The organism is Enhydrobacter sp., from assembly GCF_030246845.1.
Lineage (GTDB): Bacteria > Pseudomonadota > Alphaproteobacteria > Reyranellales > Reyranellaceae > Reyranella.
This window is the reverse complement of record NZ_CP126889.1, coordinates 3291508-3316235: the sequence shown is the minus strand read 5'-3', so window position 1 is coordinate 3316235 and position 24728 is coordinate 3291508. Positions and strand designations below refer to the sequence as shown.

General features: G+C 67.2%; 24 protein-coding genes. 8 read left to right on the top strand and 16 right to left on the bottom strand.

Going from position 1 to position 24728, the window contains the following annotated elements:
* The first annotated feature begins 2 nt into the window (after positions 1 to 2).
* The 3 genes from purL to grxD all read left to right on the top strand — a co-directional run bounded on the left by purL (position 3) and on the right by grxD (position 2909).
* Entirely contained in the window at positions 3 to 2243 is a 2241-nt protein-coding gene (gene purL / locus OJF58_RS16600; RefSeq protein WP_300778830.1) for a phosphoribosylformylglycinamidine synthase subunit PurL, read from the top strand.
* A 17-nt stretch (positions 2244 to 2260) separates the two neighbouring features.
* A complete protein-coding gene (locus OJF58_RS16595) occupies positions 2261 to 2497 on the top strand; it encodes a BolA family protein (RefSeq protein ID WP_300778829.1) in 237 nt (78 codons plus the stop codon).
* Between the two features lie 70 nt (positions 2498 to 2567).
* Positions 2568 to 2909, top strand: coding sequence for a Grx4 family monothiol glutaredoxin (gene grxD / locus OJF58_RS16590; protein ID WP_300778828.1), 342 nt, complete (start codon positions 2568 to 2570; stop codon positions 2907 to 2909).
* 8 nt (positions 2910 to 2917) lie between these two features.
* On the opposite strand, the gene OJF58_RS16585 is transcribed toward grxD, so the two are convergent.
* The gene (locus OJF58_RS16585) at positions 2918 to 3676 is read right to left on the bottom strand and encodes a class III extradiol ring-cleavage dioxygenase (protein WP_300778827.1); all 759 of its coding nucleotides are present in this window, start codon (positions 3674 to 3676) and stop codon (positions 2918 to 2920) included.
* Between the two features lie 87 nt (positions 3677 to 3763).
* Here OJF58_RS16585 and OJF58_RS16580 point away from each other — a divergent pair, with 87 nt between their 5' ends.
* Complete coding sequence (locus OJF58_RS16580) at positions 3764 to 5314, top strand: ABC transporter substrate-binding protein (RefSeq protein WP_366526776.1); 1551 nt, start codon at positions 3764 to 3766, stop codon at positions 5312 to 5314.
* Between the two features lie 45 nt (positions 5315 to 5359).
* Here OJF58_RS16580 and OJF58_RS16575 read toward each other — a convergent pair whose 3' ends face one another.
* Positions 5360 to 5944, bottom strand: a complete 585-nt coding sequence (locus OJF58_RS16575) for an NAD(P)H-dependent oxidoreductase (RefSeq protein WP_300778825.1) — start codon at positions 5942 to 5944, stop codon at positions 5360 to 5362.
* A gap of 147 nt (positions 5945 to 6091) precedes the next feature.
* Between OJF58_RS16575 and OJF58_RS16570 the strand changes: the two genes are divergently transcribed.
* Positions 6092 to 6469, top strand: a complete 378-nt coding sequence (locus OJF58_RS16570) for a helix-turn-helix domain-containing protein (RefSeq protein WP_300778824.1) — start codon at positions 6092 to 6094, stop codon at positions 6467 to 6469.
* 10 nt (positions 6470 to 6479) lie between these two features.
* On the opposite strand, the gene OJF58_RS16565 is transcribed toward OJF58_RS16570, so the two are convergent.
* The 11 genes from OJF58_RS16565 to cimA all read right to left on the bottom strand — a co-directional run bounded on the left by OJF58_RS16565 (position 6480) and on the right by cimA (position 17845).
* Positions 6480 to 8048, bottom strand: a complete 1569-nt coding sequence (locus OJF58_RS16565; protein WP_300778823.1) for an ABC transporter substrate-binding protein — start codon at positions 8046 to 8048, stop codon at positions 6480 to 6482.
* A gap of 54 nt (positions 8049 to 8102) precedes the next feature.
* Positions 8103 to 9149: an amidohydrolase family protein gene (locus tag OJF58_RS16560; RefSeq protein ID WP_300778822.1), complete on the bottom strand. Its 1047-nt coding sequence runs from the start codon at positions 9147 to 9149 to the stop codon at positions 8103 to 8105.
* Between the two features lie 23 nt (positions 9150 to 9172).
* The gene (locus OJF58_RS16555) at positions 9173 to 9577 is read right to left on the bottom strand and encodes an AtzH-like domain-containing protein (RefSeq protein ID WP_300778821.1); all 405 of its coding nucleotides are present in this window, start codon (positions 9575 to 9577) and stop codon (positions 9173 to 9175) included.
* Between the two features lie 13 nt (positions 9578 to 9590).
* Positions 9591 to 10766 carry an amidase gene (locus OJF58_RS16550; RefSeq protein WP_300778820.1) on the bottom strand — a complete coding sequence of 392 codons (1176 nt, stop codon included), beginning with the start codon at positions 10764 to 10766 and terminating at the stop codon, positions 9591 to 9593.
* Between the two features lie 92 nt (positions 10767 to 10858).
* A complete protein-coding gene (gene rpsD / locus OJF58_RS16545; protein WP_300778819.1) occupies positions 10859 to 11473 on the bottom strand; it encodes a 30S ribosomal protein S4 in 615 nt (204 codons plus the stop codon).
* A 254-nt stretch (positions 11474 to 11727) separates the two neighbouring features.
* On the bottom strand, positions 11728 to 12159 hold the full coding sequence (locus tag OJF58_RS16540) for a secondary thiamine-phosphate synthase enzyme YjbQ (RefSeq protein ID WP_300778818.1): 432 nt from the start codon (positions 12157 to 12159) through the stop codon (positions 11728 to 11730).
* Positions 12160 to 12168: 9 nt separating this feature from the next.
* Positions 12169 to 12591 carry an OsmC family protein gene (locus OJF58_RS16535; RefSeq protein ID WP_300778817.1) on the bottom strand — a complete coding sequence of 141 codons (423 nt, stop codon included), beginning with the start codon at positions 12589 to 12591 and terminating at the stop codon, positions 12169 to 12171.
* Between the two features lie 2 nt (positions 12592 to 12593).
* Complete coding sequence (locus tag OJF58_RS16530; protein WP_300778816.1) at positions 12594 to 13358, bottom strand: RNA methyltransferase; 765 nt, start codon at positions 13356 to 13358, stop codon at positions 12594 to 12596.
* 33 nt (positions 13359 to 13391) lie between these two features.
* Positions 13392 to 14984 carry a DHA2 family efflux MFS transporter permease subunit gene (locus OJF58_RS16525; protein ID WP_300778815.1) on the bottom strand — a complete coding sequence of 531 codons (1593 nt, stop codon included), beginning with the start codon at positions 14982 to 14984 and terminating at the stop codon, positions 13392 to 13394.
* Positions 14985 to 15024: 40 nt separating this feature from the next.
* Complete coding sequence (locus OJF58_RS16520) at positions 15025 to 16032, bottom strand: HlyD family secretion protein (RefSeq protein ID WP_300778814.1); 1008 nt, start codon at positions 16030 to 16032, stop codon at positions 15025 to 15027.
* 199 nt (positions 16033 to 16231) lie between these two features.
* A complete protein-coding gene (cimA, locus tag OJF58_RS16515; protein ID WP_300778813.1) occupies positions 16232 to 17845 on the bottom strand; it encodes a citramalate synthase in 1614 nt (537 codons plus the stop codon).
* Between the two features lie 42 nt (positions 17846 to 17887).
* On the opposite strand from cimA, the gene OJF58_RS16510 reads away from it, so the two are divergent.
* Together OJF58_RS16510 and OJF58_RS16505 are read left to right on the top strand one after the other, a co-directional pair.
* Positions 17888 to 19006 (top strand): mandelate racemase/muconate lactonizing enzyme family protein, encoded by a 1119-nt coding sequence (locus tag OJF58_RS16510; RefSeq protein ID WP_300778812.1) that lies wholly within the window; start codon positions 17888 to 17890, stop codon positions 19004 to 19006.
* Between the two features lie 118 nt (positions 19007 to 19124).
* A complete protein-coding gene (locus tag OJF58_RS16505; RefSeq protein ID WP_300778811.1) occupies positions 19125 to 19940 on the top strand; it encodes a cytochrome c in 816 nt (271 codons plus the stop codon).
* Positions 19941 to 19950: 10 nt separating this feature from the next.
* On the opposite strand, the gene OJF58_RS16500 is transcribed toward OJF58_RS16505, so the two are convergent.
* From OJF58_RS16500 to OJF58_RS16490, 3 genes are read right to left on the bottom strand one after another with little or no spacing between them, the layout of a single operon-like run.
* Positions 19951 to 20325, bottom strand: coding sequence for a hypothetical protein (locus OJF58_RS16500; RefSeq protein ID WP_300778810.1), 375 nt, complete (start codon positions 20323 to 20325; stop codon positions 19951 to 19953).
* Between the two features lie 44 nt (positions 20326 to 20369).
* Positions 20370 to 21449 (bottom strand): M48 family metallopeptidase, encoded by a 1080-nt coding sequence (locus OJF58_RS16495; RefSeq protein ID WP_300778809.1) that lies wholly within the window; start codon positions 21447 to 21449, stop codon positions 20370 to 20372.
* A complete protein-coding gene (locus OJF58_RS16490) occupies positions 21449 to 22645 on the bottom strand; it encodes a DUF898 family protein (RefSeq protein WP_300778808.1) in 1197 nt (398 codons plus the stop codon). Before OJF58_RS16490 ends, OJF58_RS16495 begins: the two co-directional genes overlap by 1 nt.
* Before the next feature lie 82 nt (positions 22646 to 22727).
* Between OJF58_RS16490 and OJF58_RS16485 the strand changes: the two genes are divergently transcribed.
* Complete coding sequence (locus OJF58_RS16485) at positions 22728 to 24722, top strand: protein meaA (protein ID WP_300778807.1); 1995 nt, start codon at positions 22728 to 22730, stop codon at positions 24720 to 24722.
* Positions 24723 to 24728 lie beyond the last annotated feature (6 nt).

The following is a 24728-nucleotide window of genomic DNA, read 5'->3' as shown; positions in this document are numbered from 1 at the left end:
CCGTGACGATCGCCGCCGAGAAGAACCCGCCCGTCAGGCTTCCCAACGAACCCGAGATCACGCCGCAGGTCGTGGCCGAGCACGGGCTGGCGCCGGACGAGTACGAGCGTCTGCTGAAGATCATGGGCCGGACGCCGACCATGGTGGAGCTCGGCATCTTCTCGGCCATGTGGAGCGAACACTGCTCCTACAAGTCCTCGAAGGTGTGGCTGAAGAAGCTGCCGACCCGGGCGCCGTGGGTGATCCAGGGCCCGGGCGAGAATGCCGGCGTGATCGACATCGGCGACGGCCAGGCCGCCGTCTTCAAGATGGAGAGCCACAACCACCCCTCCTACATCGAGCCCTACCAAGGTGCGGCGACGGGCGTGGGCGGCATCCTGCGCGACGTGTTCACGATGGGCGCGCGGCCGGTCGCCAACCTGAACGCCCTGCGCTTCGGCGATCCGAGCCATCCCAAGACCAGGCATCTTGTGTCCGGCGTCGTTGCGGGCATCGGCGGCTACGGCAACTGCATGGGCATCCCGACCGTGGGCGGAGAGACGAACTTCCACGCCTCGTACAACGGCAACATCCTGGTGAACGCGATGACCGTGGGCATCGCGCCGGCGGATCGCATTTTCTATGCGGCGGCCGCCGGCGTCGGCAATCCGCTGGTCTATGTCGGCTCCAGGACCGGCCGTGACGGCATCCATGGCGCCACCATGGCCTCGACCGAGTTCAACGAGGACAGCGAGGAGAAACGGCCGACCGTGCAGGTGGGCGACCCGTTCGTCGAGAAGCTGCTGCTCGAGGCCTGCCTCGAGCTGATGGCGACGGACGCGATCGTCGCCATTCAGGATATGGGCGCGGCCGGTCTCACCTCCTCGTCCTTCGAGATGGCGGCCAAGGGCGGCCTGGGCGTGGTCGTCGAGCTCGACAAGGTGCCGATGCGCGAGCAGGGCATGAATCCCTACGAGCTCATGCTGTCGGAAAGCCAGGAGCGCATGCTGATCGTGCTCAAGCCCGGCCGCGAGGAGCTCGCCCGCGGGATCTTCGAGAAGTGGGAGCTCGACTTTGCCGTGATCGGCCGGCTGACCGACACCGAGCGCATGGTGCTGACCTGGCACGGCGATGTCGTGGGCAATATCCCGATCCCGCCGCTGGTCACCGAGGCGCCGGTCTACGAGCGGCCCTGGACGCTGACGCCGCTGCCCGCCGTGCTCGACGCCGCGCAGGTGCCGGCGCCCAAGGACTGGAACGCCACCCTGATCGCGCTCATGAGCTGCCCGGATCTCGCCAGCAAGGCCTGGATCTGGCACCAGTACGATCACCTCATCATGGGCAACACCGCCATTCGCCCGCAGGACGGCGATGCCGCCCTGGTGCGCGTGAACGGCGGACACAAGGGGCTCGCCATGACCTCAGACTGCACGCCGCGCTACGTGCAGGCTCATCCCGAGACCGGTGGCCGGCAGGCGGTGGCCGAAGCCTGGCGCAACATCACCGCGACCGGCGCCCGGCCGCTCGCCGTGACCGACAACATGAATTTCGGCAATCCGCAGAAGCCGGAAATCATGGGCCAGTTCGCAGGCGCCGTCATGGGCATGGCCGAGGCCTGCAAGGCGCTCGATTTCCCGGTCGTGTCGGGCAATGTCTCGCTCTACAACGAGACCGAGGGCCGGCCGATCCTGCCCACGCCGACGATCGGCGCAGTCGGCGTGATCCACGACATCGCCAAGGCCGTCGGCTCGCGCCTGACGCAGGGCGGCCTGGCGATCATCCTGATCGGCGAGACCAGGGGCTGGCTCGGCCAGTCGCTCTATCTGCGCGAAGCCTGCGGCCGCGAAGAAGGCGCGCCGCCGCCTGTCGACCTGGCGGCCGAGCGCCGCAACGGCGATTTCGTGCGCGACCAGATCGACGCGCGCCGGGTCGCCGCCTGCCACGATCTCAGCGATGGCGGCCTCCTGGTGGCCCTCGCCGAGATGTGCCTCTCGGGCGGCACCGGGATGGAGATCGCCCTGCCGCCGACCGACGTTCCCTCGCACGCGTTTTTCTATGGCGAGGATCAAGCGCGCTATGTCGTCGCCACCGGTATGGCCGACGACGTGCTCGAGGCGGCCAAGGCCGCCGGCGTGCCGGCCGTTCTGCTGGGCTACTCAGGCGGGGCGTCGCTCGTCGTGAAGGGGCTCGTGTCGCTCGAGCTTGCCGCCCTCAAGGCCGCTCACGAATCGTGGCTGCCGACCTATATGAACGCCGCTGAATAACGCAGGGATATCAGGCAATGCCGATGGCCGCCGACGAGATCATCCGCCTCATCAAGCAGGGCATCCCGGACGCCGAGGTCGAGATCCAGGACCTCATGGGCGACGGCGACCACTACGCCGCCACGGTCATTTCGGCCGCTTTCGCCGGCAAGTCCAAGGTGCAACAGCACCAGATGGTCTATGGGGCCTTGGGCGGCCGCATGGGCGGCGCGCTTCACGCGCTCAAGTTGACCACCATGGCGCAGCGGCCCTGAGAGCCCTATATTCGATCGCGAATTCGCAGTCATTCCCGCATTCTTTGTCGGGGTGTTTCAGGAGACCGACATGAGCGAACCCCAGGTGTTCGACCGCATCCGTGACGAGATCGCCAAGCATGACGTCCTGCTGTTCATGAAGGGCACGCCGGTGTTCCCGCAGTGCGGCTTCTCCGCGGCGGTGGTCGATGTGCTGAGCCAGCTCGGCGTAAAGTTCCATGGCGTCAACATCCTGATCGATCAGGAGCTGCGCCAGGGCATCAAGGATTTCAGCCAGTGGCCGACCATTCCCCAGCTCTATGTGAAGGGGGAGTTCGTCGGCGGTTGCGACATCGTCCGCGAGATGTTCGAGACCGGCGAGCTGGAGCAGTTGCTCAAGGAAAAGGGCGTCGTTTCGGCCAGCGTGGCCTGAGAAGCGCCCTACGCGAAAGCGTAGGACGCCATCGAAAGATTGCCGCTGGTGAAGCTGCGATGGAGCGCCTTGCCACGCGCTCCCGCGCCGGCGGCGCCAAAGGCGACATGCAGCGGCAGGAAATGCTCGTCCGTGGGATGGGCTTCGCGTGCATACGGGGCCTCGGCCCGATAGTTGGCGAGCGCCGCTTCGTCGCCATTCTGCGCCGCCTCTGACAGCCAATCGTCGAATTGCCGCGCCCAGGGCTCGGGCTCGGCGGCGTGCTCGCCCCGCTTCAACCGTCTGAGATTGTGCGTGGCGCTGCCGCTGCCCAGCACCAGAACCCCCTCCTCGCGCAGCGGCGCGAGCCTGCGGCCAAGCGCGATATGATCGGCCGGCGATCGATAGGGCTGCACCGAAAGCTGGAAGATGGGGATATCGCCCTTGGGCCAGCCCAGCATCGCCGGGACCCAGGCGCCATGATCGAGCCCATAGGTCGGATCGCGTTCCGCTCCGACGACATCGGCGACGCGGCCAGCAAGCTCGGGGGCGCCGGAGGCGTCGTAGCGCAGCCGGTAGAGCGCTTCGGGAAAGCCGTAGAAGTCGTGGATGGTTTCGGGCCGCGCCGCGGTCGAGACCGCCGGTCGCTCGGTGTTCCAGTGCGCCGAGACCGCGATGATCGCGCTCGGCCTCGGTACGAGGCTGCCGAGAGTCGCGAGGAAGGATCGGGCCGGCAGATCCTCCAGGATCAGCATGGGCGAGCCGTGCGACACAAAGACAGTAGGCATCGACATTGCTTCAATCCTCGCACAACATCTGAAGCTCAACAAAGCAAAGGGGGTAGAGAGACTATGACTGCTTTATGCAGGTTGGCGGTGTTCGCCTTGGCGATCTGGACGGCGCTCGGCGCCCCGGCGATTGCCCAGACGACGCTTCGCATGGTGCCGCATGCCGATCTCAAGGTGCTCGACCCAATCTGGACCACCGCCTACATCAGCCGCAACTTCGGCTATATGATATACGATGTCCTGTTCGCCAAGGACGCCAACCTGCAGATCCAGCCCCAGATGGCGGATCACTACACCGTCTCCGACGACAAGCTGACCTATACGATCGTGCTGCGCGACGGGCTGGTCTGGAGCGACGGCACGCCGGTCACGTCGGCCGACTGCATCGCGTCGCTCAAGCGCTGGGGCGCCCGGGACTCCTACGGCCAGCTCCTGATGAAGGACACGGCCGAGCTCAAGGCGATCGACGACAAGAGCTTCGCCATCGTCCTCAAGCGTCCCTTCGCGTTCGTGCTCGATGCGCTCGGCAAGGTCTCGTCGAATGTTCCCTTCATCATGCCCAAGCGCGTGGCCGAGACCGATCCCTTCAAGCAGATCACCGATTTCACCGGCTCCGGCCCCTTCATCTTCAAGCAGGACGAGTGGAAGCCCGGCGAGAAGGTCGTGTTCGTCAAGAACCCGAAATACAAGCCGCGCGCCGAGCCGCCCTCGATGCTGGCCGGCGGCAAGGTCGCCAAGGTCGACCGCGTGGAATGGCTCGCCATCTCCGATCCCAGCACGGCGGTGAACGCCCTGCTCGCGGGCGAGATCGATCTCATCGAAGCGCCGCCGACCGACCTCTTCCCGGTCCTCAAGGCGGACAAGAACATCGCGCTCTATCCCTGGAACGTGCAGGGCAGCCAGATCATCATGCGCTTCAACCAGCTCCAGCCGCCGTTCAACAACGTGAAGGCGCGGCAGGCGGCGATGTATGCCGTCGCCCAAGAGGACATGCTGCGCGCCCAGGTCGGCGATCCGGAGATCTACAAGGTCTGCGACGCCCCCTTCATCTGCGGCACCAAGTTCGGCAAGGAATACGGCGATCTGCTGATCAAGCCGAACCTCGACAAGGCGCGCGAGCTTCTGAAGGAGTCCGGCTATGACGGCACGCCGGTCGTGATGCTGCACCAGACAGACCTGCAATCGTCCAACAACGTGCAGCCGGTCGCCAAGCAGCAGCTCGAGAAGGCCGGCTTCAAGGTCGATCTGCGATCGATGGACTGGCAGACCGTGGTGACACGTCGCGCCAAGAAGGGCCCGCCCGGCGAGGGCGGGTGGAACATCTTCTTCACCACCACCATCAGCCTCGATGCCGACAATCCCGGCACCAACTCCTTCGCCTCGGGCGCCTGCGAGAAGGCGTGGTTCGGCTGGCCGTGCGATCCGGAAATGCAGAAGCTCAGGGACGAGTTCATGCACGAGACCGATCCGGCCAAGCAGAAGGCCCTGGGCGACGCCATCTCCGATCGCGTCATCGAACAGGCGTATTACGCGCCGGTCGGCCAGTACAAGGCCTTCGGCGCCTACCGCAAGGATCGCCTCCAGGGCTGGCTGCCAGGGCCGGTGCCGGTGGTCTGGAACATCAGCAAGAAGCAATGAGCAAGGAGCGCCGAGGAGGCCTGGCCTCCTCGGCGCACGACCCTGTCAGGCCGCGTGCGCGAGCGGCGCGGCGTGCCAGCGCTGCGCCGCCTGGGCGACGCGCCGCCCCAGTGCGCTCATCGTCCTGAAGTCGCTGGCGCCGATTCCCTCGACGCCCTGATCCGCATTGGCCTGCGCCATGGCGCCGACCGATGCCCCGGTGCGGTTGAGATCCTCGCCCGAGCCCTTGGAGTGGTTGTTGCCCGGCGGCAGGCCGAGCCCGACCCAGACCATGCCGTGCTGGGCCGCCAGTGTGATGAACTGGTAGAGGGTATTGTGCTTGTCGCCATTCCAGGCGGCCGAGCCGGTGAAGCCGGCGGCGAGCTTGTCCTGCCAGGCGCGGCTCGCCCATCGCTTCGACGTCCAGTCCTTGAACTTCGCGAACTCCGCGCTGACGCCGCCCATGTAGGTCGGCGAGCCGAAGATGATGGCGTCGGCGGCGTCGAGCTCGGCGGCGCGGGCCTCCGCCTCGATGACGGGAACGAGGCTCACCTCCGTGCCGGCGGCTTCCGCAGCGCCCGCGGCGACGGCTTCGGCCAACGCCTTGGTGTGGCCGTACCCGGAATGATAGACGATGGCGACCTTGCTCATGGCAATCTCCAATCCTTTGATATGACTGGAGAAAGCTTTCTTTCGTGTCTCCAGTTCATCTGATTACTCCGAGTGACTGGAAATAGTTGGGGCGAGCACTATATCTTTGCCAGTAGGTACCGAATCGTAACCTTCAGGATTGTTGCGATGAGCTCAAGTTCACCTTCGGAACACGGCAAGGAAGGCGGCGCCTCCTGCCCCATGGACTTCATCCTGCGCATGCTGATGGGACCGTGGACGACCTACATCGTCTACAATCTGCGCACCTTCGGGCCGCAGCGCTTCGGCGAGCTGAAGCGCCGCGTGTCGGGCATCTCGGCCAAGATGCTCACCGAGCGCCTGCGCACGCTCGAAGGCGCGGGGCTGGTGCGGCGCGACTACGAGCCGACCATCCCGCCCAAGGTCACCTATTCCCTGACCAGGCGCGGCCACGAGCTCGACGAGGTGCTGGGCAAGCTGGCCGAGGTCGCGATCCGCTGGCAGGCGGAGGACGCGGCGGCACGCACCCTGAAGGCCGCGGAGTAGATCGGCGGCACTATTTCTTGCTCACGCCCCAGAACACCGTGACCGGCGGCAGCGGCTTGGGGAAATGGACGTCGTCGCGCGCGGCGCCGACGCTGAACCACTCGCCCAACGGTATGTGCGTCACGACCTGCATCGCATAGGTCTGCACCGCGTCGGCCACCGCCCGCTTCTCTTCGAGCGTGTTGGCCTCGACGTACTTGTCGCGCAGCTTCTCGAGCTTGGCGTCGCACGGCCAGCCGGCCAACGCCTTGTCGCACGTGGCGATGAGGAACGCCGTCGTGAGCGGGTTCAGGATGTCGATCTGCGCCCAGCTCGTCGCCAGCGCATTCCAGCCGCCCTCGCTGGGCGGCCCCTTCTTCCGCACGCGCGCCACCATGCTTTGCCAGTCCATTGGCTGGACATCGACCTTGAAGCCGGCCCGCTCGAGCTGCGCCTTGGCGACCGGCGCGAGCTGCTTGATCGCCCCGAGATCGGTCGGCTGCGGCATGACGACCGGCGTTCCGTCGTAGTGCGCCTCGGCCAGCAGCTCCTTGGCCTTGGCGACATTGCCTTCGATCAGCCCATCCATGCCCGCGGTCGAGGCGAGCGGCGAGTCGCAGGTGAACATCGCCTTGCAGATCCGGTAGTAGCGCTTGTCGCCGACATTGGCCTGCAGGAACTCTTCCTGGCTCAGCGCAAAAGCCGCCGCCCGGCGGACCCTGACATCGTTGAAGGGCGGGATGAGCCAGTTCATGCGGAAGGCGTACTGGTTGGTGACGCTGCTCCGCAGGATCTGGATGCCCTTGGTCTTCTCGAGCGTCGTCAGATAGTCGTGATCGAGGCTCTCGATCATGTCGATCTCGCCGTTGAGCAGCGCGTTGACGCGGGTCTCGGCGTCCGGAATCCACACCCATTCGACGCGGTCGACATCGACCACCTTGCCGCCGGCCAGGCCCGACATCGGCTCGGCGCGCGGCTTGTATTTGGTGTTCTTGACGAAGACCAGCTTCGCGCCGGGCTTCCATTCGTCCCGCTTGAAGATGAAAGGTCCCGAGCCGATCGAGCTGTCGATCTGCTGGAACGGGTCGGTCTCGGCCACGCGCTTGGGCATCATGAACGGAACCGTGGTCGAGGGCTTGCCGATGGCGTCGAGCAAGGGCCCGAACTTCTCCTTGAGGACAATCTCGAAGGTCTTCGGATCGATCGCCTTGTATTCCGCCACCCGTGCCGCGAGCTTCTGCCCCATCGCATCGCGTGCCGACCAGCGCTTGAGCGAAGCGATGCAGTCCTCGGCCGTGACCGGCGTGCCGTCGTGCCATTCGAGGCCGTCGCGCAACCTGAAGGTCCAGACAAGGCCGTCGTCGCTGGTCTTCCAGGTATCGACCATCTGCGGCTTCACCTCGAACTTGCCGTCCACCGCAAACAGCGTGTCGTAGATCATGTAGCCGAAGTTGCGGGTGATGTAGGCGGCGCTCTGGATCGGATCGAGCGTCTTCACATCGGAATGCATGACGACTTTCAGGACCGTCTCGGCCGAGGCGGCGACCGAGGCGAGGGCGACGGCCAGGGCGATGACCGACGCGGCAAGAAGACGACGCATGATTTGTCCCCCGAAACGCGAGGGACGGAGCTTAGTGCCGGCGGCCGCTCGCTGTCACGCGAGGGCGAGCTTGTAGACGCGCGCCGCGGTGCCGGAGAACAGCGCCGTCTTCTCCGCCGCCGACGCCTTCGCGGCCAGCCGCTTGAAGGCGTTCCACAGGACGGCATAGCTCGACGTCACCTTGTCGACCGGGAAGTTGCTCTCGAACATGCAGCGCTCGGCGCCGAACAGCTCGATGCAGGTCTCGACCCACGGCCGGAAGGCATCGGCGAGCATCTGGGAGGTCGGCGGCGAGGGCCGGTCGTAGAAGTCGAACCACCCCATGGGCATGCCGAGGCCACCCACCTTCACCGCGACGTTCGGACGCCGCGCAAGCTCGGCCATCGATGCTTTCCAGGCCGCGAACTCCTCCTCGTGGCGCGAGGCGTAGGGCCCGTAGCCCAACGGCCCGCCGACATGGTCGAGAATGACGGGCACGTCGGGAAACGCCCCCGCAAGCTCGGCGAGCTCGCGCAGTTGCGGATGGTAGAGCCAGGCGTCGAAGGTCAGCCCGAGCTTGCCGAGCTGGGCGAAACCTTCGCGCCAGGTCCTGTCGGCCATCAGCCCTTCGGGCGGATTGGTGTGCGTGCGCCTGATCTCCTCGTGCCTGTCCCAGCCGGTGGCGTAGCGGATGCCACGGAAGCGGCCGTTGCCGGCGGCGATCTGGGCTTCCAGCACCTCCCGCGCCCTGGCGCCGAGGCGCAGGTCGGCATAGCTCACGATGCCGGCGCAGGCGCGCGATGGACCATAGGCGCCGCTCGCGAACATCGCCGCCACGCCGTTCACGAACTCGGTCTCGCCGACCGGCCGCATCTCCGTCGGCCCCTCCTTGCGGTACATCGAACGGCAGTCGATGAAGACCGTCGCGACGATGTTGTGGCCGGCCCGAAGGTCCTCCAGCAGATCGCGGTACATGTAGACCATGTCGCCGCGCTCCCACAGATGATGGTGCGGATCGACGATAGGCAGCTCGGGCTCGAGCGCGGGCTCGCTCACCTTGGCGAGCCATCCCGGATTGGGCGGCGCGAGCGAGTTGCCGAGACGCGGCGGCGTGTTGGTCATTGTTTCCTCCGAATTTGCTTGTCCTAAAGCACCGGCTGCTCGCCGATCGCCGAGACATGCGCAGCGACGATCTTCCAGCCGATGTCGGGAAAGCGCACCCAGGTCTGGCTTTGACGGCCGGTCATCTCCTTGCCGCGCACCTTGTAGACCAGGTTCACCACGGCGATGTCGCGGCCCAGGGTCAGGATGTCGAGCCGATGGCGCTTCTCCTTGGTGCCCGGACCCGGCGGCCGCGCGACGCGATGGGCGTGGATGCGGTCGAAGCCGTAGCCGTGCTCGTTGTTGGCGAGCCGGACCGTGTAAGGGCTGTTCCAGAAGGTCGCGTCGAGAACGTCCACGTTCTTGTCGATCAGCGCCTGCTCGTAGCGCTCGAACAGCGCTTTCACCTCGGCCACGACCTCGGAGATATTCGGCGTCAGGTCCTGCATAAATTCTCGTCTCCTACTTCGCCGCGTCGAGGGCGCGGGCCACGGCGACCAGGCCGGCGTCGCTGCCGGGCGCGCCGATGATGGACAGGCCGACCGGCAGGCCGTCAACCGTCGCGCCCGGAAGGCTGACCTGAGGATGGCCCGCCAGTCCGCCATGGGCACAGAGGCAGGTGATGCGGTCGCGCAGCGGATCGAGCACGGCGAGCGGCTGGCCGGTCGGCGGCGCGGGAAAAGGCGTGGTCGGCAGGCAAAGGATGGTGCCGGGCGGCAAGAGGTAGGCCATGCGGGCCCGCGCCTCCTGGCGCATGAGGTTGGCCCAGTTCTGTTCGCTGACCGGAACCGACGCCCCCGCCAGCAGGCCGCGCGCCACCGAGAAGGCCATGCGCGGGTTGCGCGTGTCGAGCCAGTCCTTGAACGTCGCATAGGCCTCGACCGGCTGCAGGGCACGCTGGGCCCGCGCCCAGACCGACAGGCCCTGCGGTGCCATGACCTCCTCGCGGCTGTGGCCGATCAGCCCAGCGAGGCGCTTCACCATCGGCTGCAGGGCCGCCGCCACCCCAGCGTCGGCAAAGCCGAAGGCGTCGACGGCAACCACGAGCCGCGTCGGCAGAACGGTCGGGATCGCCTCGCCCAACATCACGGCGGAGACCCTGGCGAAGGTCTCGGCGTCGCGCGCGAACCAGCCGGTCGTGTCCGAGGTCGGCGCCTGCGGCAGCATGCCGGTGATGTCGATGCGACCGTGAGTCGGGCGGATGCCGTAGAGGCCGCAGAAGCTCGCCGGCACGCGCACCGAGCCGCCGGTATCGGTGCCGAGCGCGGTATCGCAAATGCCGGCGGCGACCGCCGCGGCCGAGCCGGAGGACGAGCCGCCGGGAACGCGACCGGGCGCGCGGACATTGACCGGCGTGCCGTCGAACGGATTCTCGCCCAGGATGCCGAGCGACACCTCGTCGGTGACCGTCTTGCCGATCAGCGTCGCACCGGCATCGAGCAGCGTCTGCACTGCCCAGGCATGCCGTGAGGGCACGGCACGGCCGGTCGGCCAGTCGTGATTGCCGCCGCCGGTCGGCACACCCGCCACGTCGAACAGATCCTTGGCGGCGAAGGTGAGGCCCGATAGCGGGCCGCCGGCACGGCCTTCGATGTGCACACGCGGGCCCGGCACGAAGGCGCCGATATCGTCGGTCATGCTTCTCTCCCCTGATGACGAGACAGTATGCCGACGAAAAAAAGCCCGCCACAGAGGGCGGGCTTTCGCTTTCGTTGTGCGGGTAAGGAGGATCAGCGGCTGTAGTACTCGACCACCAGCGACGGCTCCATCTGCACCGGATAGGGCACGTCGGCGAGCTTGGGGCCGCGCACGAACGTGCCCTTCATCTCGGTGTGGTCGACGGTGACGTATTCCGGCACGTCACGCTCGGCGCTCTGGACCGCCTCCAGCACGCGCACCATCTCCTTGGCCTTGGGGGTGAGCTCGATCACGTCGTTGTCGCGCACCAGGTAGGAGGCGATGTTGACGCGCCGGCCGTTCACCTTGACGTGGCCGTGGCTCACGAGCTGGCGCGAGGCGAACGGCGTGATGGCGAACTTCATGCGATAGATGACGGCGTCCAGCCGGCGCTCCAGCAGCTCGACCAGATTCTCGCCGGTGTCGCCCTTGCGGCGCACGGCCTCCATGTAATAGCGGCGGAGCTGGCGCTCCGAGACCGAGCCGTAGTAGCCCTTGAGCCGCTGCTTGGCCATGAGCTGCAGGCGGTAGTCGGTCGGCTTGGTGCGCGCCTGGCCGTGCTGGCCGGGGCCGTATTCGCGCTTGTTGATCGGGCTCTTCGGCCGGCCCCACAGGTTGACCCTGAGGCGGCGATCGATCTTGTACTTCGAATTCTCGCGCTTGCTCACGCGATCGCTCCATCGTTGCGCGTCATCGACGCTGTTGTCCGGATAGGCCTGGGTCCGAGATGGCTCGGGGCGGGAGGAAGGCGCGAAAGGCCCGCCACCACGTTCTCCGGAGAAGCGCGGAACATACCGGCGAAGTGCGTGCAGTCAAGCGACCGGAATGACCCCTATATTTCAGGCTATTTTTCTCATTTTTCGCTCCACCCCTGCCTGAGTGCACCCCGGTATGCGGTAATAGGATACCGCGGCCGGCGGCCTCAGGACGAGGACTTCTGTCCAATCAGATGAAGGGCGATCTCGCGGGGCCGGGGACGGCGGCGGTGCTCGAACAGGAAGATGCCTTGATATCGGCCGAGCATCAGGCGCCCTCGACTGACCGGAATGGCGAGATGGGTTTGGGTCAGCGCGCCCTTGATGTGGGCCGGCATGTCGTCGGGCCCCTCGGCATCGTGCCGGTAGTCCGTAACGGACTCGGGAACCAACTTCATCAGGAAGCTCTCGAGGTCCCTTTGCACCTCGAGGTCCACGTTCTCCTGGATCAGGAGGGAGGCCGAGGTGTGCCGAATGAACACCGTGAGCAGGCCGTCGCTCACCTTCTGCTCGGTGAGCCACGCGGCGATCTCGTCGGTGATCTCGACGAGTCCCTGCCGCTGCGCCTGAACCGTTAGAGAGCCCAATGCCTGTTCCATGGCGATCTGTCAGACCTCCACCAGCACGACCTCGTGCGTGACGGTGGCCGATTTCTTCACCATGGCGGTGGCCGAGCAGTACTTCTCGTCGGACAGGCTCACCGCGCGTTCCACGAGGGCGCGGTTCAGCTTGCGGCCACGTACCGTGTAGACGAGCTTCACCGAGGTGAAGACCTTGGGATGGTCCTCCGCGCGCTCGGCGACCAGCGAAACCTCGACGCCCTCGATGTCCTGGCGCTGCTTCTTCAGCATCGCCACCACGTCTATGGCGGTGCAGCCGCCCATGCCCATCAGCACCACTTCCATCGGCCGCGAGGCGAGGTTGCGGCCGCCGATGTCGGGCGCGCCGTCCATGGTGATGGTGTGGCCGCTGCCGCCCTCGGCGACGAACAGGGCGCCCTCGACCCAGGAGACCTTCGCGGTGGTGGACATCCCTACTCCTCGTGCTGGTGCTTGCTGAGAAACTTGATGACGCCGTGGAACGTGCGCGCCTCCTGCTCGGTCATCGCCGCCCGCTGCAGGAGCGCGCGCAGATTGAGCACCATCGAGGGCCGCATCGCCTTGTGGCGCAGGAAGCCCGATTCGTCGAGCGCGCGTTCCAGATGGGCGAAGAGGTTCTCCAGCTCTTCCTTGGTCGCCGGCCGCGCGGCGTGATCGGCCATGCGCTCGGCCGGCGTCGGATCGCCGGCGGTCATCCATTCATAGGCCACGAGCAGCACCGCCTGCGCGACATTGAGCGAGGAGAATTGCGGATTGAGCGGGATGGTGAGCGCGGTGTCGGCATGGACCATGTCCTCGTTCTCGAGTCCGGTGCGCTCGGGCCCAAACAGGATGCCGACCTTCCGGCCCCGCGCGATCCAGTCGCGCATGTCGATAGCAGCCTGGCGCGCCGTCACGATGCGCTGCACCAGCTCGCGGTTGCGCGCGGTGGTCGCCACGACATGCTCGAGATCGGCCACCGCCTCGCCCACTGCCTCGAACACACCCGCCTTGTCCAGCACGATGTCGGCGCCCGAGGCGGCGCGCCATGCGCGCTCGTTGGGCCAGCCGTCGCGCGGGCTCACCAGCCGCAGCGCCGACAGCCCGCAATTCAGCATGGCGCGCGCGGCCATGCCGATATTCTCGCCGAGCTGCGGCCGCACCATGACGATGACCGGGGCTGCCTCCGCCGTCGGTCGCCCCTTCGATGCCCGTCCCATGCCGAGCCTATATCACGGAGAGGCCGGACAGGCTCAGCGGCGCGATGGCCGGGCGAGCATCGCCTGGCGGCGCATGAAGACCAGCAGCGGAATGCAGATCACCGCCGATATGGCGAGCACGCGGAAGTCGTTGAGGTAGGCGACGGTCGCGGCCTGCCGGTTCAACTCCTCGCCCCACATGGCGATCATCTTCGTGGGATCGTCGATCGGCCCGAAGGGCCAGGTCCCGCCGAACGGCATCCAGTGCTCGATCAGCCTCGAGCGGTCGACCGGCATGCCGTTCTCCATCGGTGTGACGCCGAGCCGCCACAGCGGGCTGAACGGCGTCAGGTGCTCGGCGAGCTCGGAGCGATTGACCTGGGTGTTGCGGGCAAGCAGCGCCACCAGGGCGGCGACGCCGACCGAAGCGCCCAGATTGCGCATCAGGGCGTTGATGGCGGCGCCTTCGGTGCGGATCCGGGCGGGGACGGTGGCGAAGGCGAGCGTCGTCAGCGGCGGGAACACCAGGCCGAGCCCGATCCCCTGCAGGAAACCGTTCCACACCACCCTCGCCTCGCTGACATCAAGCGTGAACAGCGCCATGTCGTACAATGCGAGACCGTTCAGGCCGAGCCCCAGGGCGATCAGCCAGCGTGCATCCATCCGGCCGATCAGACGCGACACCACGAACATCGAAAGCATCGTGCCGATGCCGCGCGGGGCCATCACGATGCCGGTCGTGAAGACGGGATAGCCCTTGAGCTGCTGCAGGAAGGGCGGCAGGAGGGTCGCCGTCACGATCATCAGGAGGCCGGTGACGGCCGTGAAGACGATGCCCAGCATCAGGTTGCGGTCGAGGAAGAGGTCGCGCGGCAGGAACGGATGATCGTCCGACAGCATGTGGATCACGAACATCGTGACCGCGACGCCGGCCACCACCGCCTCGACGACGATTTCGCGCGAGCTGAACCAGTCGAACTGCTGGCCGCGGTCGAGCATGAGCTGGAACGAGCCGATCGCGATCGAGAGCAGCGTGAAGCCGAGCAGGTCGAACGGCCGCGGATGGTCGCTCGCCTTGTTCCTGATCAGGATCATCAGGCCCATGGCGCACATGATGCCGACCGGCAGGTTAATGTAGAACACCCAGCGCCAGGTGTACTGATCCGTCAGCCAGCCGCCGAGCGTCGGTCCGGTGATGGGACCCAGCATCGTGCCGACGCCCCACATCGCCATCGCCTTGCCCTGCTCCTCGCGCGGATAGGCCTCCATCATCAGCGTCTGGCTGAGCGGCACCAGCGAGGCGCCGCACACGCCCTGCAGGGCCCTGAACATCACGAGCTGCTCCAGCGTCTGCGCCGCGCCGCACAGCATCGAGGCGATGGTGAAGCCGATCACCGAGCTCACGAGGATGCGCCGCACCCCGAACCGCACGGCGCAGAAGCCGGCCAGCGGCGTCGCGATCGCGGCCGAGACGATGTAGGATGTGATCACCCAGGCGACCTGCTCCTGGGTCGCCGACAGCGAGCCCTGGATGCTCGGCAGGGCGACATTGGCGATCGTGCCGTCGAGCGCCTGCATGATGGTCGCCATCATCACCACGACGGTGAGCCAGCGCCGGTGACGGAGGGTGTCGCGGTCGACGCTCATGTCGCGTGCGGGCTGGCGGCGTGCGAGCCGGAGGACGACATCACAGCCCGAAGATCGACAGCAGATCGCCCAGCGTGCGGTGATGGCCGGTGTCGATCTCGACGATCGTGCTCATGCCGATGCGCAGCGGCGGATCGCCCTCCTTGCAGACGACGGAGGTGCGCACCGGGATGCGCTGCACGACCTTCACCCAGTTGCCCGAGGCGTTCTGCGGCGGCAGCACCGCGAACTCGGCCCCCGTGGCCTGGGAAAACGACGTGACCTTGCCCGTGCATTGCATGTCGGGATAGGTATCGACCCGGATGGTCACCGGCTGGCCGACACGGACGCGCGTCAGCTCCGTTTCCTTGAAGTTGGCCTCGATCCAGAGATCGCTGTCGGCCATCACCGCGATCGACGGCACGCCCATGATCGCGTAGCTGCCCGGCACCAGCACCTTCTGCACGATGCCGTCCATCGGGGCGAGGATCATCGTGCGGCGCAAGTCGAGCAGCGCCTCGTTGCGGGCGGCAAGAAGCTGCTTCACCTTGGGGTGGTGGTCGACGTCGATCTTGGGATCGCCCGCCAGGGCGGCCTCGATGCGCGTGAGCTCCTGCTCGGCCGCCGCGATGCGCTGGCGCGCCACATCGAGCGACATGCGTGCTTCCTCGAACTTGGCGGCCGAGGCGAACTTGCGCTCGGCGAGATCCTTCTGGCGCTCGTAGTCGGCCTGGGCATAGACGCCCTGGCTGAGCGCCGCCTTGATCTCCTCGCGCTTGGTGCGCCACTGCGCCTTCAATCCGCGAATCTCGGCGCGTTGGGTCTCGATCTCGGCCTCGATCTTGCTGAGCTGGATGCGGTAGGGCGTATCGTCGAGCCGGTAGAGGAGCTGGCCGCGCGAGACGTGCTGGTTCTCGTGCACCGCCACCTCGACGATGCGGCCGCTCAGCTCGGTGGCGAGGAAGACGCGGTCGCCTTTCACATAGGCATTGTCGGTCTCGACGTAGCGACCGGACGACAGCCAGATGGCGAGGGCGCCGGCAATCGCCAGGAACGGCACCGACCACATGAGAACGCGTGCCCATCCGCGCCGGCGTGATCGCGGCATCCGCGGTGGCGGCGCGACAGCGATCTTGGGCGGCGATGCCGGTAGCGGGAGTCCCTCTCCGTCCATTCGGGCACATGGTCTGCCGCGCCGCCAATACCGTCAACCGGGACCGCGACATGGCTGCCAGCTTGCACCATCGGTACTGCCGGCCGTACCAGACCTAGCGGTCGCCAGTCCCCGCCGGCCGGGCGCCGTCGCGGAATAGCTTGTAGGTGATGGCGTCGTACAAGGCATTGTAGGAGGCGTCGACGATGTTGGGCGAGACGCCGATCGTCGACCAGCGCCGGCCCTTGGCGTCCGCACTTTCGATCATCACCCGGGTCGTCGCCGCCGTTCCCCCGGCCGAGTCGAGGATGCGCACCTTGAAGTCGACCAGCCGCATGTCGGCCAGCTCGGGATAGACCGGGATCAGCGCCTTCCGCAGCGCGGCATCGAGCGCGTTCACCGGCCCGTTGCCCTCGCCCACCTCCATCGCGCGGTGGCCCGCCACGTCGAGCTTCACGGTCGCCTCCGAGAGCGCGATGAGCTGGCCGCGGGCATTGACCCGGCGCTCGGCCAGCACGCGGAAGCTGTGCAGCGAGAAGTAGTCGGGCACGGTATGCAGCTCGTGCCGCGCCAAGAGCTCGAACGAGGCGTCGGCGCCGTCATAGGCATAGCCCTCGGCCTCGCGCTCCTTCACGATCTCCAGGAGCCGCGCCACGCCGGGATCCTTCGGATCGACCTCGAGCCCCATCTGGCGGAAGCGCGCCATGATGTTGGAACGGCCGGCCTGGTCGCTCACCACGATGATGCGCTGGTTGCCCACCGTCTCGGGATCGACATGCTCGTAGGTCCTGGGATCCTTCTCCACCGCCGAGACGTGCAGGCCGCCCTTGTGGGCGAAGGCGCGCGTGCCGACGTAAGCCGCGCTGCGGTTGGGTGCCGCGTTCAGCCGATCGTCGAGCAGCCGCGAGAGATGGGTGAGCCGCTGCAGCGCACCCTCCTTCAGGCCGGTCTCGTAGCCCATCTTGACGACAAGGTTGGCGATCAGGGAGATCATGTTGGCGTTGCCGCAGCGCTCGCCCAGCCCGTTGATCGTGCCCTGCACCTGGCGCGCGCCGGCACGCACGGCGGCCAGCGTGTTGGCGACGGCGTTCTCGGTGTCGTTGTGGGTGTGGATGCCGATCTTCTCGCCGGGAAATTCTTGGCAAACCTCGCCCACGATGCGCTCGATCTCGTGCGGCAGGGTTCCGCCGTTGGTGTCGCACAGCACCAGCCAGCGCGCGCCGGCCTTCTCGGCCGCGGACAGGCAGGACAGAGCGTAAGCGGGATTGGCCTTGTAGCCGTCGAAGAAATGCTCGGCATCGAACATCACCTCGTCCATGCGCGCCTTCGCATGGGCGACGGAGTCGGCGATCATCTCGACGTATTCTGCGCGGTCGAGTTCCAACGCCACATCGACATGAAAGTCCCAGGTCTTGCCGACCATGCAAACGGTGCGCGCCCTCGTGCCCAGGATGGCATTGAGGCCGGGATCGTTGGCGGCCGACCGGCCGGCGCGGCGCGTCATGCCGAAGGCCACGAAGGTCGCGTTCTCGAACGCGGGTGGCTCGGCGAAGAAGCGGTCGTCGGTCGGATTCGCGCCCGGCCAGCCGCCCTCGATATAGTCGATGCCGAGCCGATCGAGCTCGCGCGCAATGGCCATCTTGTCGGCGACCGTGAAATCGACACCCTGGGTCTGGGCGCCGTCCCGCAGCGTGGTGTCGAACAGATAGAGGCGATTGGACGTGGTCATGGCGGCGGCATCATAGTGGGGCCAACAAGCGGGGACAGCCTTATGACTTCAGCCACGACGATTGTCGAACTGCGCTCGACGCTCCTGCAGGTGCCGTGGCGAGGCAAGCCGCCGGCGGCCGGCATTCTTTCCGACCCGTTTCGCGAGATCTACGTCCTCGAAATCGAGACCCAGGGCGGTCTCGTCGGCATGAGCTACCTGCAGCCCCTGCGCGGCGGGCTGCACACGATCGATGCGGCGATGAAGGAGCTGGTGGCGCCCCATGTCATCGGCCGCGACGCCACCGAGATCGAGGCGATCTGGACCCAGCTCTACCGGAGCAATTTCTGGCTCGGCCGCATGGGCGTCACGGTGTTCGCCCAGAGCGCCGTCGACATGGCGCTGTGGGATCTCGTCGGCAAGCGCGCCGGCCTGCCGCTGTTCAGGCTGTGGGGCGCCGCGCGCTCCAGGGTGCCGGCCTACGGTTCAGGCTGCTTCCGGGGGCTCGGCCGCGACGGCATGATCGCTCGCGCCAGGGAATTCACCGCCATGGGCCTCAAGGCCATCAAGATGCAGGTGGCGCATATCCGGCCGTGGCGCGAGGACGTCGCGAACGTGAAGGCGATGCGCGAGGCCATGGGCGACGGCGTCGAGATCATGATCGACGTCAACATGGGCTGGGACGCCGACACGGCCATCCAGGCCGGCCATCGGATCGACGAGTTCGATCCCTACTGGCTCGAGGAGCCGGTGATCGCCGAGGATTTCGCCGGCTACCGCCGCATCGCGGCCGCGCTCAGGACCCGCGTCGTGGGTGGCGAGAGCCACTTCACGCGCCAGGACCTGCGGCCCTTCTTCGAGACGCCGTGCGTGCCGATCCTGCAGCCCGACCCGATGCGCGGCGGCTACACCGAGCTGCGCAAGATCGCCGCCGCCGCCGAGCCGTGGGGCATCCGCATCGCGCCGCACCTCTTCCATGAGCAGATGGTGCATCTGCTGGCCTCGATCCCCAACTCCAGCTACCTCGAGTACATGGACTGGAACGACGATCTCTGGATCGAGCCGATCCTGCCCGACAAGGACGGCACCATGACGCCGCCCGAACGGCCCGGCCACGGCCTCGCCTTCCGCCCCGAGGTGCTGAAGGACCACCGTACCAGCGGCCAGCGGATGAAGGGGTGATGGCGGAGATTTTTTTACCGAGGCCGGCCTTCATGAGCGGAACAGGAAGATTGCGCCACTGGAGTGGCGCGCTCCCTTGAGCGCTCATCGGAGCGCGCAACTCCAGTTGCGCTCATTGGTGCGGACGGCAATCGCATTCGTCGTTGGTCTGTCGCTCGCACTCGTCGCGCACGCCCAGACGCTCACTGTCGCCGACCGGCAGTCGTCGCACGCCTACACCACAAAGGAACTGCTGGCCGATCCGGCGACGCGCGATGTGACGGTCGACGACATCGTCTACCACCGCACCATGACCTACCGCGCGATCCCGGCGGCTAAGCTCCTGAAGCGCACGAAGACAGGCGTGGACGACTACGTGCAGGCGCGGGCGACCGACGATTTCTCGATCGCCATCCCGGCGCGGCTGCTCGAGCTCGAGTCGGCCGACACCGGGGCGTTCGTCGCCATCGAGGATCCGGCGGCGCGCTGGCCGTCCTTGCCGCAGGCCAAGAACAAGGAAAGCGCGGGTCCCTTCTACATTGTCTGGCGGACCGGCCGCACGGCGGAGATCAGCAGCGAATACTGGGCCTACAAGCTCGCCGCTCTCACCGTGACGGACAGTCCCTACAAGCGCTGGCCGGGCCTCGCCGTCGACGCGAGCGTGGCCGCCACCTCCCCTGTCCGCCGCGGCCTCGATCGCTTCGTCGCCGTCTGCATGGCCTGCCATCGCTTCCACGGCGAGGGCGAAGGCACGCAGGGCCCCGATCTCGGCACGCCCATGAACCCGGTCGACTACTTCCAGCCGCAGGCGCTGAGGAAGCTCCTGCGCGATCCCGCTTCGGTGCGCCATTGGCCCGACCAGAAGATGCCGGCCTTCTCAGCCGACTCCCTGTCAGACGCCGACATCGATGCGATCGTCGCCTGGCTGTCCTACAAAGCGAGGCAACGGCGGTAGCGCGAACCGATCAGCCGTTCTGGGCGTCCAGCCACCGGCGCGCCTCGTCCGCTGTCTTGAAGATCTTGACCGGGCGCGTCGCCCCCATCACGAGATTGATATAGCGCCTGACATAGTCGAGCACGTCCGGCGTGGTTGCAACGAAGGCCAGCGGGCCGCCCTCCAGCGTCGCCACATAGGCCCGCATGCGCCCGCCGAGCTGCATCATCTCCTCATCGCTGGCGATCGGCTGCATGGCGGTGCAGTCGACGAGCTTGCGATAGGGCATGGCGTCGTTGACGACGATCGCGTCGAGATATTCCTCCGCGTTCTGGAGCGTGACAGGCCCGTCGGCCTTCACCGTCACCAGCCGCTCCGCATGCGAAATGGTCCAGGTGATGGGCATGGGTCCTCCTCCGCTTGCCGACCATCGTCGTCCCGGCAAGATGTTCAGTGGCACACCCTGCGGATAGCCTGCCAGTCGGCGTCCGTGAAGTCAGGCGCGCCGGTCGGGGCGCGGCGCGTCACCGCGACGCGCTCGACGGTGGGCGGATGGTCCGACCAGATACCGGCAACGCCGGCGAGGTCGTGCGGCTCGGTCTTCAGCAGCGCCTCGAAGAAGCGCGACATGCCGTCGGCGCGCAGGCCGAGCCCCTCGAGGAGCGCCACGCCGGTCGCATCGGCTTCGCGCTCGAACTGGCGGCCGTTGCGCAAGGCCAGCAGCAGGGAGCCACCGGAGCCCAGCGTGCCGATATCCGAATAGCCGCCGGTGATCGCCTTCAGGATCTGCTCGGTCCCGTACTGCCGCGCCAGGCCCTTGATCGGGTGATAGTGCACGGCATGGCCGATCTCGTGCGCGATCACGCCGCCCAGCTCGTTGCCGTCCGCCGCCCGATCGATCAGGTCCGAATAGAGGATCACGATGCCGCCCGGCAGGGTGAAGGCATTGACCGGCCCGCCCTTCACGACGCGCACGCTGACCGGCCGATCGTAGCCGGCCTGGGCGGCGAGCCGGCCGGCGAACCGGTTGACCGCCGCCAGCCCGGGCTCGCCCTCGCACAGCGGCCGCTTGCCCACGAGTTCGGCATAGACGCGCTCCCCCAGCCGCGCCTGCAGCGACTGCGGCACCAAGGGCGCGAGCGCATCGCTGCCAGCCTGCAGTCCGGCCCAGAAGAGCGCGATCGCCGCGACGAGGCCCGCGCCGAACTGCAGGATGCGCCCCGCCGCGGCGGGCCGGTGCGCCCCGAGACGGGCGATCTCCGGCACTGCGGCGCCGAGCGCGCGGCGCTGCCCGGCATCCTCGATCGCGAGCCGTGCCTCCCCGTTGCGGCGCACCAGCAGCGGCACCGCCTCGTGCTCGCTGTCGCCCAGCACGCCGAGCTCGACGATCGGCCAGCGCGCCACCGGGGCGGCATCCACCGCGTCGCGCAGGACCACCTCGCCCGGCGTCGCCACGACCGTGACCTCGCGCACTTCGGCGGTCTTGCCGTCGTAGTAGCGGCCGCGGATCTCGGAGGGCGACGGCGCCATCAGATGCCGCTCACGTCGAACATGTCGAGCAGTCCCTCGCCGAAGCGCGGTCCCCTGTCGGGCGGCTGGCCGATCGCGCCGCCGTCGGGCGCGCCGTAGAGCCACAGCTCGTTGGCGACCAGGCGCAGCGTGCGATGCATCACCCACGGCCAGCCGAGGCCGAAGGTGAGCAGCACGATCAGGTAGTTGAGCACCAGATAGCCCCACATCTGGCGCGTGCTGATGCCCGTGGTGAAGAGGACATTGCCCGCCCGGGTATGGCTCACGAGATAGCGATAGAGATAGGCCCGCCACCAGCAGCGCAGCGGCAGGATCATCAGGCCGAACAGCAGATAGGCGCCAACGGCCACGCCCACGATCACGAGCAGAGTGCGCAGGCGACCGAGATCGGCGAAGGTCTCGATGTCCTTCTTCTCGAGGCCGAGCTGCTCGATGAAGCCGCCGAGCGCGAAGGCCGCCACCGCAAACGCCACGACCCAGGCCAGGATGTTCAGGAAGTAGTAGCCGACGTAGCGGCCGTAGATGTCGCCGGCGCTGCCGGCAAAGTCGAAGCCCTGCGTTCCCAGCCGTGCATGCACGATGCGCGGGCGCGCCAGGTTGACCGACACGACGGGCGTCAGCAGGCGCGCCGTCACGGCGTTGGCGAAGTTGAGGAACGTCGCGCGCGCGCCATAGGCCCATGCCGAGCCCTCCATGGCGCAGCGTATGCCGCGCCAGCGTGTGCGCGAGAGCTTGTAGCGCAGCCCCGAATAGTGGCCGACATAGGCGAGCGGCACACCGATCAGGGCGATCGCCAGCAGCACGACGTTCACGAGGTCGAAGCCGGGGATCGAGCGGTCGTGCAGCACGAAGTGCCAGACCAGCCATGCCCCGCCGCCCAGCACGGCCAGGATCGCGAGCACCACCAGGAAGCCCAACATCAGCTCGATCCCGCGACCGCGATATTCGAAGCGGTCGCCCAGCACGGACATATGGTTCCAGAGATAGCGGCGGATCCGGGTGCGGCCCCAGAAGCGCGACCAGCCCAGCGTCAGCACCATCAGGAGCAGGTGACGCAAATAAATGCCGTAAAGCTCCCCGAGCTTGCCGTCATAGACGGGCCGGGCGGGCACGAGGGCTGGCGCCGGCGGTGGTGCCGCAGGCTGCGGCTCGAAGGGCGGGGGCAGATCGGCCGCGCCGCCAAAGGAGTCGTTCACGGCGGATTTTTACCTCTTGGCTGCATCGCAAAAGGCTTTATGCTGCAGCGCAACATCAATTGGGAGGATCGGAGCTTATACCATGACCGCCGCGATGCGCGACAAGCCCGTCCGGGATAGACCATGGCTGATCCGCACCTACGCCGGCCATTCGACGGCGGCGAAGTCCAACGAGCTCTATCGCACCAACCTCGCGCGCGGCCAGACCGGCCTTTCCGTCGCCTTCGATCTGCCGACCCAGACAGGCTACGACTCCGACCATCCGCTGGCCAAGGGCGAGGTCGGCAAGGTCGGCGTGCCGATCAGCCATCTCGGCGACATGTGCACGCTGTTCGACGGCATTCCGCTCGACCGCATGAACACCTCGATGACCATCAACGCGCCGGCGGCGTGGCTGCTCTCGCTCTACATCGCCACCGCCGAGGCGCAGGGCGTGGCACGCGCCAAGCTGCAGGGCACGACGCAGAACGACATCATCAAGGAGTATCTGTCGCGCGGCACCTACATCTTCCCGCCCGAGCCGTCGCTCCGGCTGACCGCCGACACGATCGGCTTCACCTATCGCGAGGTTCCCAAGTGGAACCCCATGAATGTCTGCAGCTATCACCTGCAGGAGGCGGGCGCCACGCCGGTGCAGGAGCTGGCCTTCGCGCTCGCCAATGCGATCGCCGTGCTCGACGCGGTGAGGGCGCGCGGCCAGGTGCCGCAGGCCGATTTCCCGCAGGTCGTGGGCCGCATCTCCTTCTTCGTGAACGCCGGCATCCGCTTCATCACGGAGATGTGCAAGATGCGGGCCTTCGCCGAGCTGTGGGACGAGGTCACCCAAACCCGCTACGGCGTCGAGGATGCCAAGCAGCGGCTGTTCCGCTACGGCGTGCAGGTGAACTCGCTCGGGCTCACCGAGCAGCAGCCGGAGAACAACGTCTATCGCATCCTGCTCGAGATGCTGGCGGTCGTGATGAGCAAGAACGCGCGCGCGCGCTCGGTCCAGCTCCCCGCCTGGAACGAGGCGCTCGGCCTGCCGCGGCCGTGGGACCAGCAATGGTCGCTCCGGCTGCAGCAGATCGTGGCCCATGAAACCGATCTTCTGGAATACGGCGACATCTTCGACGGCAGCGTCGAGATCGCGCGCAAGGTCGAGGCGCTGAAGCAGGAGGCGCTCGCCGAGATGAGGCGCATCGAGGAAATGGGCGGCGCGGTGGCGGCGGTCGAAGCGGCCTACATGAAGCAGCGGCTGGTGGAATCGAACCTTCGGCGCCTGTCGGCCATCGAGGCGGGCGAGCAGACGGTGGTGGGCGTCAATGCCTTCACCGAGGGCGAGCCCTCGCCGCTTTCGACCGGTACAGGCGCCATCCTCACCGTCGATGCCTCGGTCGAGCGAGACCAGATCGGGCGGCTGAAGGCCTGGCGCGCCGCGCGCGACGGCACCGCCGTGAAAAGTGCACTCGCCAAGCTGGCAGCGGCAGCGAGGGAAGACCGCAATATCATGCCGCCGTCGATCACCTGTGCGCAGGCCGGCGTCACGACCGGCGAATGGACGCAGGCGCTGCGCGAGGTATTCGGCGAATATCGCGCCCCCACCGGCGTCGGGCGCGCCGCCGGCGTGGGGGACGCACGGCTCGAGGCCGCCCGCCGCGAGGTCGACGCGGTGTCGCGCCGCCTCGGCCGGCGCATCAAGATCCTGGTCGGCAAGCCCGGCCTCGACGGCCATTCCAACGGCGCGGAGCAGATCGCCGTGCGGGCCCGCGACTGCGGCATGGAGGTGGTTTACGAGGGCATCCGGCTCACGCCGGAGCGCATCGTCAATGCCGCGCTCGAGGAGAGCGTGCACGTGGTCGGGCTCTCGATCCTGTCGGGTGGGCATGTCTCGCTGGCGAACGACGTCCTGCAAGGCATGCGTGACGCGGGCATCGGCGACGTGCCCGTCGTGGTGGGCGGCATCATCCCGCCCGGCGACGCCCGGACCCTGATCGAGGCGGGCGTGGCGCGCGTCTATACGCCCAAGGACTTCGATCTCACGCAGATCATGCGGGACATCACGGCGGTCGTCGACTCCGCCTGGAAGGAAGCGGCGTAGCAAAAC